The organism is Mesorhizobium sp. RCC_202 (assembly GCF_041355295.1).
Lineage (GTDB): Bacteria > Pseudomonadota > Alphaproteobacteria > Rhizobiales > Rhizobiaceae > Mesorhizobium.
The window spans coordinates 9,542-28,693 of sequence record NZ_JBFUPO010000006.1; the positions used below are offsets into that span (position 1 = coordinate 9,542).

Annotated in this window: 17 protein-coding genes; 11 read left to right on the top strand and 6 right to left on the bottom strand. The window is 63.2% G+C overall.

The window, feature by feature from the left end:
- The 4 genes from AB6802_RS15295 to AB6802_RS15310 all read left to right on the top strand — a co-directional run.
- Positions 1 to 3,826, top strand: a 3,826-nt coding sequence (locus tag AB6802_RS15295; protein WP_371010963.1) for a beta strand repeat-containing protein, incomplete at its 5' end; no start/stop codon positions are given.
- 27 nt (positions 3,827 to 3,853) lie between these two features.
- On the top strand, positions 3,854 to 4,222 hold the full coding sequence (locus AB6802_RS15300; protein ID WP_371010964.1) for a hypothetical protein: 369 nt from the start codon (positions 3,854 to 3,856) through the stop codon (positions 4,220 to 4,222).
- A gap of 178 nt (positions 4,223 to 4,400) precedes the next feature.
- Entirely contained in the window at positions 4,401 to 5,600 is a 1,200-nt protein-coding gene (locus tag AB6802_RS15305; protein ID WP_371010965.1) for an ABC transporter substrate-binding protein, read from the top strand.
- Positions 5,601 to 5,627: 27 nt separating this feature from the next.
- Positions 5,628 to 6,329, top strand: a complete 702-nt coding sequence (locus AB6802_RS15310; RefSeq protein ID WP_371010966.1) for a thermonuclease family protein — start codon at positions 5,628 to 5,630, stop codon at positions 6,327 to 6,329.
- 51 nt (positions 6,330 to 6,380) lie between these two features.
- On the opposite strand, the gene AB6802_RS15315 is transcribed toward AB6802_RS15310, so the two are convergent.
- A complete protein-coding gene (locus tag AB6802_RS15315) occupies positions 6,381 to 7,349 on the bottom strand; it encodes an alpha/beta hydrolase (protein ID WP_371010967.1) in 969 nt (322 codons plus the stop codon).
- 187 nt (positions 7,350 to 7,536) lie between these two features.
- Here AB6802_RS15315 and AB6802_RS15320 point away from each other — a divergent pair, with 187 nt between their 5' ends.
- Positions 7,537 to 8,076 (top strand): TetR/AcrR family transcriptional regulator, encoded by a 540-nt coding sequence (locus tag AB6802_RS15320; protein ID WP_371010968.1) that lies wholly within the window; start codon positions 7,537 to 7,539, stop codon positions 8,074 to 8,076.
- Positions 8,077 to 8,251: 175 nt separating this feature from the next.
- On the opposite strand, the gene AB6802_RS15325 is transcribed toward AB6802_RS15320, so the two are convergent.
- Positions 8,252 to 9,148 (bottom strand): LysR family transcriptional regulator, encoded by an 897-nt coding sequence (locus AB6802_RS15325; protein WP_371010969.1) that lies wholly within the window; start codon positions 9,146 to 9,148, stop codon positions 8,252 to 8,254.
- A 276-nt stretch (positions 9,149 to 9,424) separates the two neighbouring features.
- Here AB6802_RS15325 and AB6802_RS15330 point away from each other — a divergent pair, with 276 nt between their 5' ends.
- The 5 genes from AB6802_RS15330 to AB6802_RS15350 all read left to right on the top strand — a co-directional run bounded on the left by AB6802_RS15330 (position 9,425) and on the right by AB6802_RS15350 (position 13,465).
- Positions 9,425 to 10,159: an SDR family NAD(P)-dependent oxidoreductase gene (locus AB6802_RS15330; protein ID WP_371010970.1), complete on the top strand. Its 735-nt coding sequence runs from the start codon at positions 9,425 to 9,427 to the stop codon at positions 10,157 to 10,159.
- 139 nt (positions 10,160 to 10,298) lie between these two features.
- Positions 10,299 to 10,898, top strand: coding sequence for an NADPH-dependent F420 reductase (locus AB6802_RS15335; protein ID WP_371010971.1), 600 nt, complete (start codon positions 10,299 to 10,301; stop codon positions 10,896 to 10,898).
- Positions 10,899 to 11,233: 335 nt separating this feature from the next.
- Positions 11,234 to 12,001 carry an SDR family NAD(P)-dependent oxidoreductase gene (locus AB6802_RS15340; RefSeq protein WP_371010972.1) on the top strand — a complete coding sequence of 256 codons (768 nt, stop codon included), beginning with the start codon at positions 11,234 to 11,236 and terminating at the stop codon, positions 11,999 to 12,001.
- 8 nt (positions 12,002 to 12,009) lie between these two features.
- A complete protein-coding gene (locus AB6802_RS15345; RefSeq protein WP_371010973.1) occupies positions 12,010 to 12,588 on the top strand; it encodes an SDR family oxidoreductase in 579 nt (192 codons plus the stop codon).
- Positions 12,572 to 13,465 carry an aldose 1-epimerase gene (locus AB6802_RS15350; protein WP_371010974.1) on the top strand — a complete coding sequence of 298 codons (894 nt, stop codon included), beginning with the start codon at positions 12,572 to 12,574 and terminating at the stop codon, positions 13,463 to 13,465. The genes AB6802_RS15345 and AB6802_RS15350 overlap by 17 nt, the downstream gene beginning before the upstream one ends.
- Here the strand turns inward: AB6802_RS15350 and AB6802_RS15355 are convergent.
- From AB6802_RS15355 to AB6802_RS15370, 4 genes are all read right to left on the bottom strand, one after another.
- Positions 13,462 to 14,220: an SDR family NAD(P)-dependent oxidoreductase gene (locus tag AB6802_RS15355; protein WP_371010975.1), complete on the bottom strand. Its 759-nt coding sequence runs from the start codon at positions 14,218 to 14,220 to the stop codon at positions 13,462 to 13,464. The genes AB6802_RS15350 and AB6802_RS15355 overlap by 4 nt on opposite strands.
- On the bottom strand, positions 14,220 to 15,782 hold the full coding sequence (locus tag AB6802_RS15360; protein WP_371010976.1) for a sugar ABC transporter ATP-binding protein: 1,563 nt from the start codon (positions 15,780 to 15,782) through the stop codon (positions 14,220 to 14,222). Before AB6802_RS15360 ends, AB6802_RS15355 begins: the two co-directional genes overlap by 1 nt.
- A gap of 56 nt (positions 15,783 to 15,838) precedes the next feature.
- The gene (locus tag AB6802_RS15365) at positions 15,839 to 16,813 is read right to left on the bottom strand and encodes a sugar ABC transporter substrate-binding protein (RefSeq protein ID WP_371010977.1); all 975 of its coding nucleotides are present in this window, start codon (positions 16,811 to 16,813) and stop codon (positions 15,839 to 15,841) included.
- 62 nt (positions 16,814 to 16,875) lie between these two features.
- Positions 16,876 to 17,886: an ABC transporter permease gene (locus AB6802_RS15370; RefSeq protein ID WP_371010978.1), complete on the bottom strand. Its 1,011-nt coding sequence runs from the start codon at positions 17,884 to 17,886 to the stop codon at positions 16,876 to 16,878.
- Between the two features lie 234 nt (positions 17,887 to 18,120).
- Between AB6802_RS15370 and AB6802_RS15375 the strand changes: the two genes are divergently transcribed.
- Positions 18,121 to 19,152 carry a LacI family DNA-binding transcriptional regulator gene (locus AB6802_RS15375; RefSeq protein ID WP_371010979.1) on the top strand — a complete coding sequence of 344 codons (1,032 nt, stop codon included), beginning with the start codon at positions 18,121 to 18,123 and terminating at the stop codon, positions 19,150 to 19,152.

A 19,152-nucleotide genomic window follows, 5' to 3' on the forward strand; every position in this document is an offset into this window, starting at 1 on the left:
GCTGACCATCTCGATCGGCGACGCCACGCCGACCGTCACGCTGCCGGCGGCGGGCGATGGCGTGACCACGGTCTATGAAGCCGGCCTGCCGGCCCGCAACGTGACCGAGCCTGCCGGCTCGCATATCGGCGCCACCAACACCACCGCCTCGGGCGTGATCGCGGTGACTTCGGTCGACGGCGTCGCCTCGGTCTCGCTCAACAACACGGCAATCACCGGCACCAGCGCGGCAACCGCGACGACAGTGCTCTCCAACAGCACCGGAACGCTGACGGCATGGTACGACGCCGCAACCAGCCAGATCCACTACACCTACACGCTGCTCGACAACACCGGCGACACCAACAACACCACCATCAGCGTCCCGGTCAGCGTCACCGACAATGACGGCGACACGCCCGTCAGCGGCAGCAACCTCACCATCACCATCGTCGACGACGCGCCGGTCGCCCACAATGACACCGACACAACCGTCTCCGCTGTCGCGACCGGCAACGTCATCACCGCCGTTGGCACCACAAATTCGGGCGCGGATACGCTCGGCGCGGATGGCGCCTCGATTTCAGGCGTGGTCGCGGGAACCAGCGGCACCCCGGTCATCAACGGAACGGGCGTTGGAACCGCAATCAGCACCGCGCTCGGCACCCTTACCCTGGGCGCCAATGGCAGCTACACTTACACGGCTAACCCGAATTCATCGGGCACCGACGTGTTCTCCTACACACTCAAGGATGGTGACGGCGATACATCGGTCACGACGCTGTCGATCACAGTCATCAACAGCTCACCCACTCTGGTGGCGGCGGCGGCGACAACGAGCGACGCGGCAGGCGACGACAACATCGTCGATTCCAACACCGATGGATTTACGGCCCAGAACCAAACCGGCACGATGAGCTTCAATTTCGGCGGAGACGGACCGAATGCGACAACGCCTTTCGCCTACAGCTATGACGGCGGTCTCGGCTCCGCAACCCAATCGCTTTCTCCCAACGGCCTGGGCCAGACGATCCTGACCCTCACCAGCGCGTCGTGGGTGCTTGTTCTCAACGAGGTGACGGGGGACTACTCCTTCAAGCAGACAGCTGCCTACCAGCACGATCTGGGGGCTTCGACGGATAGCGGCATTGTCACGGTCACTCTCACCGACAGCGACGGAACCACCGCGATCAAAGCCTTGACCATGACCATCAATGACGATGTCCCGACTCTCGGGACAATCGACCATGGCGTGGTGTCCAACGAAGCCAACGTTACGATTACCGGACAAATGCCGGTGGACGGCGGCGCCGATCATCCGATCACGGCGAGCTTGGCGGCGAATACCGCGCCGGCCGACCTGGCGGTGGGCGGCAACCCGGTTCACTACTATATCGATCCGGCGCACCCGGACATCCTGATCGCTTATACAGGCAGCGACCACACCATCGTCGCCAACCAGGTGTTCACGCTGACGGTCGACCCGGTCAATGGAACCTACACCTACAATGAACTGAAGGCGATCGACACATTCCACGCAAATACACTGGTCGGCGGCTCGTCATTCGGGTCCGGACCGCACGACTACCAGCAGCTAACCGCCGCCGGTGGAACGCAACTTTCGATCGTCAGCGGCTGGCATACCGACGGTTCGTTCGACCTCAATGCATGGCTCGCCGCAAACGCGGGCACAACCACGACTGGCATTGTGTTTGATCAGGTCAACGGGTCCACCGGAGGCTGGGGCGTTCAGAATGCAAATTTCAACAATGGTGAGTTGCTCAGATTCGATTTTGGCAGCGTGACTGACTACGATGGAGGCGGCACATTTGCACCGCCTGCGGCGGCATCGACCAATGTCACCGCCGCCACGTTCAGTTTCGACAATGCCGGCGCCAACTCGATGGCCTATGTCATCCACTATACCGACGGAACCACCGAATCCGCCAAATTCCAGCCTTCAACAAGCGGGATCACCATACCCGCGGGCACAAACACCAAATTCATAGACTATATCGAGTTCTACGATATCAGCGCCAACAACAACAAGGTTCAGCTGGTCAGCGTTACGACCGCCGACAACAGTGGCACGCGCGATCTCAACTTCAATGTCTCCGTCACCGACCATGACGGCGACACGGCCAGCAGCACGATCGGCGTCACCGTCGACGGCGACCACACTCTCAACGGAACGACCGGCGTCAACACGGTGATCGCCGGCGGCACATCCGCAGACTCGCTGGTCGGCAATTCCGGCAACGACACCCTCATCGGCGCTCAGAACGATACGTTGCTGAGTGGTGGAGCAGGCACCGACACGCTGCAAATCGGCGCCAATTTCACGAGCACAGGCGACAGTCAGATCACCGGCATCGAGACGATCCAGCTGACGTCGGCGGTGACGCTCAATCTTGCCAACCAGACCGAAGGGTTCAAGATTCTGGGATCGTCGGGCGCCGATACGATCACCGGCAGTTCGGGCGCCGACATCATCAATGGCGGCGCCGGCAACGACACCGTCACTGGCGGTGGCGGGGCAGATCAATTCCGGATGGCGACCAACACCGGGACGGACATCGTCAAGGACTACACGGACGGCACCGACAAGATCGGGCTTCTCGACACCGGCGTAACCGGCAACGGCAGCGTCAATTTCGCCAACACGACGGGAACGTCCGCCGGCACGGCCCTCAATGCCAGCGACTTCTCGGTCCGGGCCTCGATCTCCGCTCTCACAGCGGGCGATTCGGCGCATGTCGTTCAAATCAGCGGCGCGCAGACGTCGGCGGAAATCCAGACCACGACGGCCGGGGTGGCCGCGAACGCCTACGCGCTCGTTTTCGACTCGACCACCGGTCGCGGCGAACTCTGGTTCGACGCGGACTGGAGCACCACCGCTGGCCGCACCCAGGTCGCGACCTTCGACAACATCACTACACTGGCAGGGATTACGGCAATCACCGCGGCAGACATCGTCGTCTACAACAGCGCTACCGATCCGATCATCCTCGACTTGAACCATGACGGCTTTGCCTTCTCCGACCTCAGTCACGGTGTCCAGTTCGACATCAACGGCGATGGGCACAAGGACCAGGTCGCCTGGAACACATCGAATGACGGCATGCTGGCGATGGATCTCAACCATGACGGCAAGATCGACGACGGCAAGGAACTGTTCACGCAGAACTTCGCCGGCGGCAACTTTGCCAGTGGCGCGGCCGCGCTGGCTTCGCTCGACAGCAACCACGACGGCGTCATTGACCACAATGACGCGGCGTTCAGCAGCCTGCTGATCTGGAAGGACCCCAATGCCAACGGCATCAGCGATGCCGGCGAATTGTCGAGCCTTGCCCAGAATGGCGTGACCTCGATCAGCACGACGCCGACCGCCGCCGCCGACCAGATCGACGGTCAGGCCGTGACCGGGCACGGAACCTTCCAGATGGCCGACGGAACGACCGGCAACTATGTCGAGGTCGAGCTCGATACGTCGCTCGCGGCGGCGGCGCAGCCAGCCGTCGCTGCCGACGGCAGCAAGCTCTTCCACCTCGCCTCGCTCGAGGTGACCGACCTGATCGCCGACTTCCATGACGGCGACAAGATCGATCTTTCGAACCTCCTCAAAGGGCTCGGCGGTGTCTCGAACATGGTGGCCGAAGGTTTCGTCGAGATCGCACAGGCGAAGGACAATCCGGCCAACACCGAAGTCAAGGTCGACGCCAATGGCGGCGGCGACAACTACCACACCGTCGCGGTGCTGGAAAACTATGTCTTCCATAGCGCCGCCGATGCTGTGAAGATACTTTACGATGACAGCCACGCTAACAACCACCACGGCGCGGCCTAACGGGGCGAAAGGAACGGGGTAAGGAGCATGAACAGAATTTTGCGGGTAGCCTTCGGGGCCGGTCTCTTGTCGCTTTGCGCGACGGGGCTTGAAGCGGCCGACATCATCGGCGAGCCGACGGTCGACTATTGCCGGACGGCCGGCACGTCCAACCTGGTGCTGAACGACAACATCGTCGACCTCAAGGCCCAGGTGGTGAAGCTGATGGACGAGTCGGTCGCCGTCGCCAACAGCTCGGAATGGATCAACTCTTCGCGCCCCGCCTTCGTCTGGGCCTCGGAAGCCAAGGTCGCCTGCGGCATGGCCTATGGCTACCTGAAGACGAACTACAAAGACGAAGACACGCTCAACAAATGCGAGTGCTTCCACGACCGCATGGTCGAGTACATGAACTGAACGCACTTTGAAGCCACCGGTTGGCCGATGAGAGCCGGTGCAAGACTTGCCGAAGCCGCTCACCGGTGCGATCAGCACCCGGTTCTCAATGGACGAGACGGCGGGGTCAGGTCTGGCGTAAGATGAAGTGAAGATCAGACCGGGAGATACCCGGCGCGATATGGGGTTGGGGATATCTATGGTGGATGGCCGGCAGGTCCACGCTTCGTGGACGTGGGCGATTGCCCTCACGATCGGGGCGATCGTGTCGGGCTGCCAGTCGAAAAGCAACGTTTCCGACGTGCTCGACCCGGCCGCGATCGCGGCGACGTCGGTGCCGGCCGGCAGTGCGGTAACCGCGCCGGCCAAAGGCGCCCAATCACTCGGCACCGGCCCGACCAAGATCACCATGCTGCTGCCGTTGTCGGCCCCGGGGACCGCCGGAGAAACCGGCAGGAAGATGCTCGATGGCGCCAAGCTGGCGATGGCCGATCTCGGCGACAAATTGCTGACGCTCACGGTGGAAGACACCAAGGGCGACAGCGTAGTTGCCAGCGAGATGGCGGTGAAGGCGATCACCACGGATGCGAAGGCCGTCATCGGCCCGGTCGAACTGCCGTCCGCCCAGCACCTTGCCAAGCTGTCGGGGTCGAAACATCCGCCGGTGCTGGCGCTGGCCGACGATTTCGCCGGCGCTCCGGGTGTCTATGCGGTGCGCCTCAGCGAGGCGGACAGTGCGGCCGCCGGGGCCGCGGGCCTGGCGGCGAAGGGCCGCAAGAAATTCGTTCTGCTGGTCGCGGCCGGCCCGGACGCCGCCGCTGTCGAAAAAAGAGTGACCAACGGCCTCAGCATCTATGGCGCGGCGCTTGCTGTCACCATCCCTTACTCGGCAAGCGACGGCGGCACGAAGGTGGTCAACGACATGCAGGCGGTCGTCGATGCTCCCGACGCGGTCATCATCGCCAGCGGCGGCGCCAGCCCGTCGGCTATTCTCGATGCGTTGAAGTCGAAAGGAATTCCGGGAAAGGCGACCGCGGTGGTGGGGACCAACCGCTGGCTGGAACGCCCGCTCGAACCGGGGTTCGAAGGAGCCTATATCGCCACGCTTGATGCGAGTGAAGCAGGCCCTATCGCCGACCGCTTCAAGTCGGCCTACAATTATCCGGCCGACGCCAATGTCGCCTACGCTTATGATATGGTTGCGCTCACCGCGGGCATTGCCAGCTCGGTCGGGCCTGACGGCTTCAGCAATCGGGTCCTTGAGAACCGGAGCGGATTTCGCGGATCGACAGGTCTGTTTCGGTTTCGAACGGATGGGGCCAGTGAACGATCGATGCCGTTTTATCAGGTCCAGAAAGGTGCGCTCAAACTGGTCGAGAAGTCGACGGCCGCTTACTGACCAGGCCTCGGGATCTCGCTTGGGCTGATGGTCGCTCCGGCCCGCAGCCAACTGGCGACAGCGCTCGCAAGCGTGCTGCTTCTGGCCGGCGCGCTGCTGATCGTCTGGGCAAGGGGTTCGCTTTCCGTCGACGAGTCCACGCCGACGCCACCATCCACTAAGGATCATCAGACCGACCGGCCAACCATGCTCGCAATCCCGGAGCAACGACGCTCGCCGGCGCGCACGATCGCCGAGGATCTTATCGCGCCGCCGCAGCTCGATCCCGACCAGCTCGAACGGGTCGAGGCTCGCCCGCCGCTCAGCGATCTCGGCCTGGCCGTGCCTCCGAAAACGCCAATGCCGCAGGATTGGCGCGAGGTCCTGCTCTACCGTCCGATCGCCACGTCGTCCGTGACCTTCGAAGCGATGGGGCGCAGTCTGGCGATCAGTGGGGTCCGTGGTGTCGACCTAGACAAGATCTGTTCGTTCCACGATGTCGCATGGCCCTGCGGGCAGCGTGCGCGCGCCGCGTTCAATTCATGGCTGCGCGGGCGAGCGCTGAGCTGCTTCGTGCCGCCTGAAACCGAGCGCTTTGCCATCGCCGTGCCCTGCAGACTGGGCAGACAGGACGCCGGTGCCTGGCTTGTTTCCAACGGCTGGGCGACGGCGCTGCCGAGCGGCATCTACGGCAAGGCCGAGGCAGTGGCCAAGGGCGCCCAAATGGGGATTTTCGGCCCGCCCCAATAGCCGCATTGGCCCCAAACCGCCGCGCCTTGCCGGAAGCGGACGAGCTTCGGGCTAGGCTTGAGTCCCGCGGGCTGCCAGGCGCGCCGTCAGAAATGCTCCGATCGCGTCCATCGCCTTGTCCGCTGCCGACAGGTGGCCGACACCGGACAGAAAGCCGTGTGGCATTCCGTTCCAAATGTCGAGCGTGGCATCGACCTCGGCCGCAACGGCCCGCTCGAAATAGCGCGTAGCGTCATCAAGGAGCATCTCGTCGTCGCCGACATGTACGCGCACTGGAGGAAGGCCCGCCAGGCTCCCGTATAATGGCGAAGCCAGAGGATCGGCCGGGTTGTGACCAGCAAGGTAGGAGCGAACCAGCTCAACAACCTGGACCCGGGTGAAATACGGGTCGGCGGTCGCACGGCTCTCCCAGGATGCACCCGAGAGCGTCAGGTCCGTCACCGGCGACAATGCGACAGCTCCGGCTGGTTTGACGGTGTCGGAGCGGCCCGCAAGGATTGAGAGCAGCGACAGCGCGAGGTTGCCTCCTGCCGAGTCGCCGAGGATGACGATCCGCTGGGTGCCCGCTGCGACCAGGCCATCATAGGCGGCTTCAACGTCGCCCAATCCGGCCGGAAAGGGATGTTCGGGGGCCAGCCGATAGTCGGGGATGAAGGCTTCCGTTTTGGCACGCGCGGCTATGTGCCCGACCAAGTGGCGGAACGCCTCCGCCGTGCCCCAGTTGAACCAGCCGCCGTGGCAGTGCAAGAGCGCCTGCCCGGCCGCGGCGTCACTTGGTATGCACCACCAACCCGGGACGCCGCCCACGGTGTCAGATCGATAGGTGACATCCTCGGGCGCACCGACCTTGCTCATGATGGTGTCGAAGGTGACGCGAGCTCCGATGCCCTGCATCCGACCCTTATTTGGCATGGCGAGGCTGCCTAGTGCCACCATGGTTGCAGCGTCCTCAGAGGTGAGCGGGTGGATTGTGACCTGCGGTCCGGACCGAGCCGGGCTCTGAACGGCTGCCGATTTCATGACTGTTCTCTCCACTGGTAGAGCGTCCGTGCTCGATTTCAATTAACGAAACGTACCGTAATCATAAATCGACGTCAATTGCCTTTACGTACCGTTCTGTTAATTTTGGCTCATGTCCAAAATCCCCGTTTCGACACCCCGCTCCGGTCGGCCACGGAGCGATACCGCCGAAGCCCACACGGCGATCATGGATGCTGTTTACGAGCTGTTGCAGGAGACCTCGGCTCGCGACCTGACCATGGAAGCCATCGCCAAGCGCGCCAGGGTCGGCAAACCCACGCTCTACAAATGGTGGCCGAACAAAGCCGCACTGATCATGGCGATGTTCCAGGAGCGCGTTTCGGGGCAATTGAATGCGGTTGAAGCCGCGACGGCGGAGGAAGCCCTGCGTGGCAGGGTGCGTATCCTGATCGGCGAGTTCAACGGCCTGTTTGGCAAGTTCTTCGCCGACCTGATTGCAGAGGGTCAAAGCGATCCCGCGGTCTTACGGGAACTCTACGACAAGCACATTGCCGAACGGCGCGCGGCGGCGGCGGCGGATGTCGAACGCGGCAAGGCAAGGGGCGAATTTTCTACCGACACTGATCCTACCTTGCTGATCGATGCTATCTTTGGCTCGATCTATCTCCGCCTGCTGCTGAGGTTCGCTCCACTCACGGAAGGATATGGCAACGATCTTGTCGATCAGATCTTGCGTGGAGTACGACCAAAAGATCGCACGACGTGATGACGCACGAGCGTGAAAAGGCAAGTCAGAGGCTAGCGCCGTCAGTAATCGTAATCGCCATCGGCCGGAAGTTCAGTACGGCAGCTTTTCAAACGAAACGCCGACGCCGCTTCAAGCGATAGCAGCTCGGCTTCCGACCGGATTACGGCAAGCGTCGCCGGCGACCTGCCGGGCATCAGTCGCGCGATATGGACAGCCCTGCGAGAAGTGGAGCGTAGGCGGCGAGCCTGTGGGACACGAACTCGGTGAAGAGCCGGACGCGCTTGGTCTTGCGTGTCTCCCCCTGTGTGAGAAGCCAGAGCGTTCCATACATGTGCAGGTCGGTGCCCGGCACCCTCACCAGCAGAGGATCGGCATCGCCGACGAAGCACGGCAGCGTCGTGATCCCGAGCCCTTGTCGTACAGCAACGATCTGCGACCCGGCGTCCGTGGTCCTGAATGGAACCTCCGTGGTGCGAACCTCACCCTCGCTGGCCCAATCCGGAATTCCATGAATGCTTATGACGATCCACCGGATGGGATCGGGCGTGCCTGCACGCCATGCGGCTAGCCGATCGCGAGACATGTAGACGCCGCCGAACAGCTCCGGTCCCTTCAGGCCGTGAAGATTGAGTGGCAGGGTTTTGCGGTCGTAGACGACGCGGATCGCGACATCGGCCTCTCGGTTGGTCAGATTTGCCAGCTCGCCGAACGACAAGATTTCCATCTCGATGTCGGGATGCAGACGCGCGAAATCGGCGAAGTCCGGCATGAGCAGGTGTGTCGCAAGGGGCGGTGCCAGCGTTACTCGCAGAAGCCCGCGCACGCTCTGGTCGCGCCCGAAGACGCGCGTCTCCAGCTGGTGCGACGACGCTTCCATCTGGTTCGCGAGCTCGAGGACCTCCTCGCCCGCAGCCGTCAGGCGGTAGCCCGAAGGCAGTTTTTCGAACATCTGCGCCCCGAGGCGTTCCTCGAGCTGTGCGATGCGTCGCAGCACCGTCGAGTGGTTCACACCGAGGCGCCCGGCGGCAGCTCGCACCGAGCCGCCGCGCGCGACGGCAAGAAAGTAGCGAACGTCATCCCAGTCGATCATGGTGCAATCCCGCACCGCGCGGTGCGCCTTCCAAAGCCCGCACTCTAACGCATCCTACAGCGATACGGGCAGTCATTATAGCTTCTGTGTACGAGCGCAGCCCAATTCCGAACCGCGGACACAGATCGTCGCGGCTGGTGTCAGTTGCCCGGCCGGATCGATTTTGCACCACCGATGTGCGCGCTTCCGCACTCAACGCCTGACTCCGGCGAACTTATCTGCAGGCTCTCGGGGTTCTTCCCGAACGACCAAATGCAGAACCCGAAAGGAAAAGTCATGGGAAAGCTAGACGGTAAAGTTGCAGTCATCACGGGTGGATCGAGCGGCATGGCGCTGGCGAGCGCCAGGCGGTTCGTCGAAGAAGGCGCCTATGTTTTCATCACCGGCCGCAAACAGGAGGCGCTGGACGAGGCCGTCAAACTGATCGGCCGGAACGTGACCGGCGTGCGCGGCGACGCGGCCAATCTCGACGACCTCGACCGCTTGTTCGACACGGTCAAGCGGGAAAAGGGCAAGATCGACGTCCTGTATGCCAGCGCCGGCACAGGCGAAGCCGTCCCACTGGGCGAGATTACCGAGCAGCATTTCGATGCGACCTTCGGCCTGAATACGCGCGGCACGCTGTTTACGGTGCAAAAAGCGTTGCCGCTGTTCAACGATGGCGGATCGATCTTCATGACCGGATCGGTTGCTTCGTTGAAAGGTTTTCCTGGTTACAGCGTGTATGCCGCGAGCAAGGCGGCGCTGCACGCATTCGCCCGCGGGTGGCTCAACGAACTGAAGGGCAGGAATATCCGGGTGAACGTGCTGCACCCGGGGCCGATCGCCACACCGATGCAGGACCAGGTTCTCACCGAGGAAGCGAAGCTAATGTTCGAATCCCTGATCCCGCGGGGAAAGATGGGGCGTCCGGAGGAAATTGCGACGGCCGCGCTGTTTCTTGCTTCGGATGATTCAAGCTTCGTGAATGGGCTGGAGTTGTCTGTCGACGGCGGCTTCTCGGCCATCTGAATTCGCGCCGGATCGCCGGAAGCGGCTGACCGGCGGGATGCCCGGGTAGACACCACGCAAAGGCCGCCACACAGCGGACGGATAACCCAGCGCCGTTGAAGGCCGGGGATCGATATCAACACAAGATCGGAGAAGCATTATGAGTTACGCAATTGTAGGATTCGGCAAGATAGGCCAGGCCCTTGCCCACGCCTTTGCCCGTAAAAACATCAACGTGACCGTCGCGAGCCGCCGGCCGCCGGAGGCGTTGGCGCCGCAGGCTCGGGCGATTGGACCCACGGTCGTCGCCAAGTCGCTGCGGGAAGCACTCGAGGCCGACACAATCATCCTGGCGGTCCCGTTTGGGGAGCATCGCGAGGTTGCGAACGCCCTGCCGAACTGGAAAGGCAAGACGGTCATCGACGCGATGAACGCGTTTCCCGTCCCCGAAGAGCTGGAGGGCCTCCCGTCCTCGGCCTTCGTCGCGAAGTCGTTCACTGGCGCCAAGTTCGTGAAAGGGTTCAATCACCTGGTTGCGGCCACCCTGGCTACCGATCCGATCGTCGAGGGGGGCCATCGGGTCGTCTTTCTGTCGAGCGACGACGAGGACGCGATCGCTCCGGTGGCGGATTTGGCCAAACAGCTAGGCTTCGCACCCGTCAAGCTGGGAAAGCTCAACGAGGGTGGCGCGCTGGTCCACGCGCGCGGCCGCATCTGGGGCCAGCTCATCTTCCAGGATTTGTTCAAGAAAGAGCAGTAGTCGATCCACGACCGTGTGATCGACGGCGAGAACCGGTCGCGCGCGCCAACTTCTTCGAACAGCGCGCGACCGAATATTTGAAGGAACAAGACGATCACCAGAACTTGCCTGGCCCTGCGGCGTCGAGCGCGGACGGTCTCATTTTCAGCTTCGCTTTGCTAGAAAGCCGACCTTGCGTCAGCGTATCCTTCGGCAGCAATGATGGACGGCATCTTAGGATGAGCCTGGCTAGCGGAATTCATACGCCAGCCGCGTGTTTTAAGTTCCCTGTCCAGTCATTATTATTATAATAGCATAATCCAGACAGACGCCGACGGTGAGCCATGCGATGCAGTTTGAGCGGCAAGATCGCCCTGGTTACCGGGGCGGCCGGCGCGATCGGAAGTTCCATCGCCAAACGGCTGTCCGCCAATGGCGCCGCGGTCGTCGTTGCTGACATCGAGTTGGCAGGCGCGGAGCGCGTTGCCGCGGGCCTGGATGTGGCGATGGCTTGCGCTCTCGACATCCGCAATGCCGCATCGGCGCAGGCTACGGTCGAGGCAACCATCAAGCGCTACGGCCGACTCGACATCCTCGTCAACAATGCTGGTGTCAACACGCTGGCGCACCGCGTGACCATAGATGAATTCCCTCCCGAGGAATGGGACCGCATCACCGGCATCGACCTCGACGGCCTCTACATCATGAGCCGCGCCGCACTCGCCCCCATGCTCGCCGCAGGCAAGGGCGGGCGCATCGTCAACATCGCCTCCGTGGTTGGCCTAGCCGCAATGCGGCTGCAGAGCCCATTCGTCGCCGCCAAGGCCGGCATCATCCACCTGACGCGCTCGATGGCGATCGAACTGGGAAGCAAAGGCATCCTGACCAATGCCATCGCCCCGGGCTCGGTGATGACGGCGCTGACGGCAAAGCTGTTCTATGGCGACGACGGCAAGTTCGCCGGTCGCACCCAGGAATTCCTCGCCCATGTGCCGCTTGGCCGTCCCGCGCAGCCGGAAGAAATCGCCGAAACAGTGCTGTTCCTGGCCTCGCCTGCCGCCAGCTACGTCAACGGCCAGGTGCTGGCTGTCGATGGTGGCTGGACGGCAGGCTACATGATGTGAGTAATGCCATGCAAATCGATCTCGATGGCGCTACGGTAGCGCTTGATGGCGACAGCAATCCGGTTGCCGAAGCTGCGATCGCGGCGCTGCTGGGCAATGGCGGGATTCTTGGCTCCGACGCACACATCGCCAATATCCTGTTGATGTCCTGTCCACTGCGGCCGGGAAATGTGGCGGGCGATCCGCGGTCGCTCTATGCCGATGCGCGCAAGGCCGCGGTGAGCATGACCGAGCGCGGCAGCGGGCGCATCGTCTTCCTGCTGTCGGCGACGGCCGGCATGCCGATGCGCCGTCATCCGCGCTTTTCCATGGAGAATGCCTCTATTTTGGCCGGCATGCGCACGCTGGCCATGGAGTTCGGCCCCAAGGTGCTGGTCAATGCCGTCGGCGTCGGCGCGGTCGAGGATGAAACCTTGGTCTCGGGCGACAAGGCGATGCTCAGCCACACGCCGGTCGGCCGCGCCGGCAACATCGAGGAAGCGGTTGCGGCCGTGCTGTTCTTCTGCGATCCACTCAACACCTACACGACGGGCCAGATGCTGGTCGTCGATGGTGGATGGATGGCAGGCTATGGTCGCAATTTCTGAATTGGTGACGCTGAAGGCCGGAGCGCTTGAGGTCGGGCTCGTACCGCACGTCGGCGGCTCGGTGAGCGTGCTGCGCTGGCGTGGCATCGATCTCATGCGCCCGTTGTCGGATGTGGATCTTGAGGCCGGCAACGTGCTTGGCGTCGCCATGTTCCCGATGACGCCTTATGCCAACCGCATCGCCGGGAACGCCTTCGTGTTCGCGGCAAAGCATTGGCGGGTGCAACCCAACAATCCGCCGGAGAGATTCAACGTCCATGGCAGCGGCTGGCAACATGCCTGGACTGTCGCCGAAGCCGGCACCGTCAACGTCACGCTGTCATTGGACATCGTTGCCGGCGCCGATCCCTATTCCTATCGCGCGACCCAGGCTTTCGCCGTCTCCGACGAAGGGCTGAGCGTGGCCATGACGCTGACCAACACCGGGCCGGCGGCCATGCCGTTCGGCTTCGGCCTGCATCCCTGGTTCGATCGCGACCCCGACGTCACGGTGCAGTTCGGTGCCAAGCGCTTCTATCTCGAAGAGCCCGATGGGCTTTCGGGCGATCCGGTCACACTGCCACCTGAACTCCACTTCGCAGCCGCGCGGCTCTTGCCGGGCGGCTGGCGCAACAATGATTATGGTGGCTGGGATGGCGAGGCGGCGATCCGCTTTCCGGCACGCGGCGCCGGACTGCGTATCAAGGCCGATCCTGTCTTCAAGCATCTGATGCTCTATGCCGATCCCGCAAAACCGTATTTCTGCGTCGAGCCGCAGACCAACGCCTCGGGCGCTTTCAACCGAGCTCGATGGGACGATCCGGAAGAGGGCGTGATCGTGCTCGGTCCAGACGAGAGTGCTGCCGGCACGGTTAGGTTCATGCCCTTTGAGATCTAGAGAAGCCGCGCCAGCAGGCCACCATCGACTTGCATGGCGCTGCCGGTGACGAAGGATGCGGCGTCGGAGATCAGGAAACCGATGACCGTGGCGATCTCGGATGGGTTGGCGATGCGCGCGATCCGATTGGGTTCGAAGGACAGGCCCAGCGCTTCGGCGCCGCCGGCCGCATCCAATCCGTCGAGGGTCATGCGCGTGGCGACCGAGCCGACCAGCACGGCGTTGACGCGGATGCGGTCGACGGCATAGTCGAGCGCCATCTGCCGGGACAGGCCGACGACCGCTGCCTTGGTCGCGGCGTAGGCGGGCACGCCGGGAACCGTGGCGTCGGCATGCACGGAGGCGATGTTGACGACAGAGCCGCCACCCGCTGCGCGCAGCAGTGGCAAGGTGGCACGGCAGACGCGGAATATCGCCGTCAAATTGACGGCGATGGTCCTCTCCCAATCCTCGTCGGAAACCTCTTCAAGCCGCTTGCCAGTCGGATAGATGCCGGCGCAATTGACGACGGCGTCAAGTCCGCCGAAACGATTGACCGCCGCCGCCACGGCAGTCTGGACGTCGTCTTCACGGGTGAGGTCGCTCTCACGGAAGATCAACCGGCTTTCAGTGTGGCGGCTCGCAAGTGCCCTCCCGTCATCGCCATCCAGCCCGGTGCCAAAAACCTTGGCACCCTCGATGGCCAGGTACTCGGCAGTCGCACGGCCAATGCCTGTCGCAGCTCCTGTGACAAAAATACGTTTGCCGGCGAACATCACAGTGAAACCTGTGCAGCCATCGCATGGCGCTCTGCCTGCGCTGCCGTCACCGAGCGCAGCACGCGATCCTCGCCGCCTTCGCCACGGTTGAATTCATCGACAATGCGGCCATCGGCGATGACGAGGCAGCGGTCGCACAAACCGATCAGTTCTTCGAGCTCCGACGCGACGATGAGCAATGCCACACCCTTCTCGGCCAGTTCGACCACGAGTCGGTAGATTTCGTGCCGGGTCGCGGCGTCGACGCCCTTGGTCGGTTCGTCGAGCAGCAGCACTTTCGGCGCCCGCATCAGCACGCGGGCAAACAGCAGCTTCTGCTGGTTGCCGCCCGACAGATGGGTGACCGCGGCTTGCGGTGACGATGCCTTGACGTTGAGCGCGCGCATGGCGGCGAGGATTGAGCTGCGCTCCAGCCCGCCGCGCACCATGCCATACCGCGACAAGGGCGCGAGATTGCCGATGGTGATGTTGGCGCCGACCGGCAGGTTGAACAGCAGGCCGTCGCGCTTGCGATCCTCAGTCAGCAGCGCAATGCCGGCCGCGCGGGCATCGGCTGGCGATCTGACCGTTACAGGCTGGCCAGCGACGCGAATTTCACCCTCAGCGGCAACGCGGCCATAGATGCCGTGCAGGATCTCACTGCGGCCGGAACCCAGCAGGCCCGCCAACCCGACGATTTCGCCAGCAGCCACGGAAAGGTTGATGTCCTTTGCGCCATGGACTGCGCCGCTGTGACCAGCGACGGTGAGATGACGAACGTCCAGCGCGGTCGATATGCCGACAGGTGCGGCATGGTCGGGAAACAGTCGCTGCAGCCGCTGGCCAGACATCGAGAAGATAAAGGCCTCGGCATCAAAGTCCTCGCGGGCGATCCGTACCGCCACCTGGCCGTCGCGCAGCACGGTGGCGCGGTCGCAGATGGCGAGCACTTCGGGCAGACGATGGGTGATGTAGATCATCGCCACGCCTTGCGCCTTCAGGTGGCGCAACACGCTGAACAGCGCGTCGACTTCGGTTCCGGAAAGCGAAGCCGTCGGCTCGTCCAGCATCAGCACGCGCGGCTTCATAACAATGGCACGCGCGATCATCACCAGATGGCGCTGCGCCGAGGTCAGCGACGCGACATAGGCCCTGGGATTGATGTCGATGCCGAGGTCGGCAAAGATTTCGCCTGCACGCTGCTCGAGTTTGCGCTGATGGACGAGCATGCCGGCGCCCAAGCCGGTTCGGCCGGCAAAGACGTTCTCGGCGACCGAAAGCTGTTCCAGCACCTCGATTTCCTGCGGCACGTAGCCAACGCCGCTCGAGCGCGCATCGGCGGGAGAGGCAAAGCTGACGGGCTGGCCGTCGAGCTGGATCGTGCCGGTGTAGGAGCCTGCTGGATGCACGCCGTTGAGGATCTTGACCAGCGTCGACTTGCCGGCGCCGTTCTGGCCCAGCAGGGCGTGAATCTCGCCAGGAACGACGTCGAAATCGACGCCGCGCAAAGCCTGCACGCCGCCAAAACTCTTGACGATGCCGGTGGCTGAAAACAGCGGCTCTTGGGCGGCTCCGGACACGCGATCCTCTCTGGACGTTGTGCCGGGTCCGCGAGACGCGGACCCGGCGGCAGGCGTTACTGGCCGGCGCTGTCGAGCATCTTGTAATAGGGGGCGAGATCGGCTGATGTGATCACCTTGGCCGGCAACGGATTGCTGTAGGGCACGGTCTTGCCCTGGGCGAGATCGCCCAGCAGTTCGGCCACCTTGGCGCTTTCTTCATAGAGCGGTTGCGCAACGATGCCGTAGGCGGCGCCGGACTTCACCAGGTCGAGGTTCTGCCTGATGTAATCCATGCCGATGATGACGACATCGCGCCCGGCCTTGCGGGCGGCACCCGACCAGGTCTGGATCGAGTTGCCGGTGGTGCCGAAGGCGGCGGTCACATCGGGATTGCCCTGCAGGATGGCCACTGCCTTGGCTTCGGCCGCCGACGGCTCAAAACCTTCCATCTGCGTGTCGAGCACCTTGATACCGGGGTACTTCGCCGCGATGGTCTTGCGGAAGGCATCCGACATGGCGTTTTCCGTATCGTTGGAAGCGCCTTGCGTCAGCGCCACGGTGCCCTTGCCGCCGAGCTTGTCGCCGATGGCGATTGCCGCATTGGCGCCGACCTCGGCGATGTTTTCGCCGGTAGCCGCCTTCAGGCCCTTGACGGTGCCTTCGGGCGGCAGCACATGCCAAGTGACTATAGGAAAGCCTTCCTTGGCCAGCTTGGTGATGTAGGAATAGATCGCCGGATCGACGCCGTAGACACCGACGGCGTCGTATTTGGTACGGGCAAGAGCGGCTTCGGCCAGCGGCAGGGTTGCTGGAATGTCCCAGTTGGTGGCGCTCGGGTCGCCGACGACCTCGCAGGTGTAGCCGAGTTCCTTGCATTTGTTGAGGAAGCCAGCCTGCATCAGCCGATGCACTGGGTGGTCCTTCATCGCCTGTACCCAGAGCAGGTGGACATCGGCCGCCCGGGCCAAGCTTGTCGAACCAAGCGACGTAGCCAATGCCGCTGCAACAAGGGCGCCTCGGATCAGGCCGTTCTTCAGATTTATTCTCATGTCGTACCTCCCTTGGTTCGCCAGCATTTTGCCGGCGCAATATTCATGTTCGCTGCGATTGCTCAGGTCCCGGCGATGAAGTAGCGGCGGCGCACTATGTCGAGGCCGACGGCCATCACCATGATCACGCCGACCGCGATCTGCTGCCAGTTGGAGTTGACGCCGATAACGACGAGGCCGCTCTGCACAATCTTGAGCAAGAGTATGCCGATGACGCCGCCGGCCACCGTGCCGGCGCCGCCGAACAGGCTGACGCCGCCAACCACGACGCCGGCGATGACGGTCAGTTCCCAGCCGCTGCCGATCGAGGTGCCGCCGCTGCCGAGATCGGCCATGACGAACATGCCGGCGATTGCCGACAGCGCGCCGACGGTGATGAAGGCACCTATCTTGTAAGCCTTGGTGTTGATGCCAACGAGATGCGCCACTTCCTTGTTGCCGCCGGTGGCATACATGTTGCGCCCGAGCACGGTGCGCCGCAGCACGAAGTCTGCAACCACGGCCGCAATGATGAAGAAGGCAAAGCTCCAGCCGAGCCCGAAGGCGAGATCGGTGCCGCCAATATCATTGATTGCGTCCGGCAGCGGATAGACCGGGTAGCCGCCGGTCACCACCTGGAGCAGGCCCTGGCCGATGAACAGCATGCCGAGCGTCTGGATGAAGGCAGGAATGCCGAGCCTGACGACGATCAGGCCGTTGAGAAGGCCGATCAGCGCGCCGACGCCGATACCGCCGACGATGCCGACCGTCACCGGCAAGGCGGCCGCGGTCATCAGCTTGGCGGCTACCACCGCGGAGAGGCCGGCGACCGAACCGACCGACAGGTCGAACTCGCCGGCTACCAGCAGGATGGTCTGGCCGATGGCGATGATGCCGACGAAGGACACGACGTTGAGGATGGCGCGGATGTTGCGCTCCGACAGGAAGGCCGGTTCGAGCAGCCAAAAGAAGGCGATCAGCAAGGCCATGGCCGCCAGCACGCCGACCTCGCCGACGGCAATGACGCCGATCAGCCGCCGCCGAAACGATTGCGCGTCCCGGAGCGGCGAGCTCACCTCAGCCGCGCTGTTCATCCTGACCTCCCTGGCGGTGCTGTCGCTGGCTCTTGCGGCCGGCTCCACGCACCCGCGCCAATCACCGCGCGCTCCTCTTGGCCATTAAGATTATAATATTATAACTTGTCAACGGCGAAAATTCCGCGGCCCCGCGTGTCGCTGGAAAGCGACCGTCGCACCCGCTATGAATGGCCGGTTCGCGCGATCCACAGAACGTCGCTTTTGTGCGGTCTCGCTCTGTTGGAGCAGTGGATGACCGATAAGCCGCCGGCAGACGAGAAGAAGCCGCAACGCCTTGGCGTGCGCGAGATCGCCAGGCGCGTCGGGGTCGCACCGATGACGGTGTCGCGCGCGCTGTCCAATCCCGACATGGTCTCGCCGGAGACGCGCGCCAAGGTGCTGGAGGCGATCGAGCAGGCCGGTTTCGTGCCCAACCGGCTGGCCTCCAGCATGCGCGGCAATGGCCGCATGATCGGCACGGTGGTGCCGCCGCTGATCAATTCCGGCATTGCCGAACAGGTGCAAGGCATGTCCGACGAATGCCATGAGAGCGGCTATTCGATGCTTCTGGTGCAGGGCGAATTCACCCAGGAAGCCGAGGAGAAATCGATCCGCAATCTGCTTGGATGGCGCCCGGTCGGGATGATCCTGCAGAGCTTCGTGCAAAGCGAGACGGCGCGCGCGCTTTTGAAGAGCAGCGGCGCGCCGGTGGTCGAGATTTCGGAGATCAAGGGCCGCAAGCCGATCGACATGGTGGTCGGCGTCTCCAATTTCGAGACCGCCCACGCCATGACCATGCATCTGGCCGCCAAGGGCTACAAGCGTATCGGCTTCGTCTCGACGCCGATCCACGGCAATGACCGTCTGCAGCAGCGCCGCACCGGCTATCACGCAGCCCTTACTGAACTCGGCATCAAGAACCATGCCGACATGGAGGTCGAGGTGCCGATCACTGCGCAGGGCGGCGCCGAGGCGCTGGTGACGCTGACCTCCCGCCACAAGGATATCGATGCCATCTTCTTTTCCAGCGACACGCTGGCTGTCGGCGCTGTGCAGGAATGCCACCGACGGCGCTGGGCGGTGCCGGGGAAAATCGCCATTGCCGGCTATGGCGACATGGATCTCGCAGCCCAGCTCTATCCGCCGCTGACCACGGTGAAGGTCAATCGCTACGAGATGGGCCGCCGCGCCGTGCGGCAGCTCCTGGCAAGGCTCGGCGGCAACACCAAAGTGCCGACCATCACCAGCCTCGGCTTCGAGATCGTCGACCGCGAGAGTGCGTGA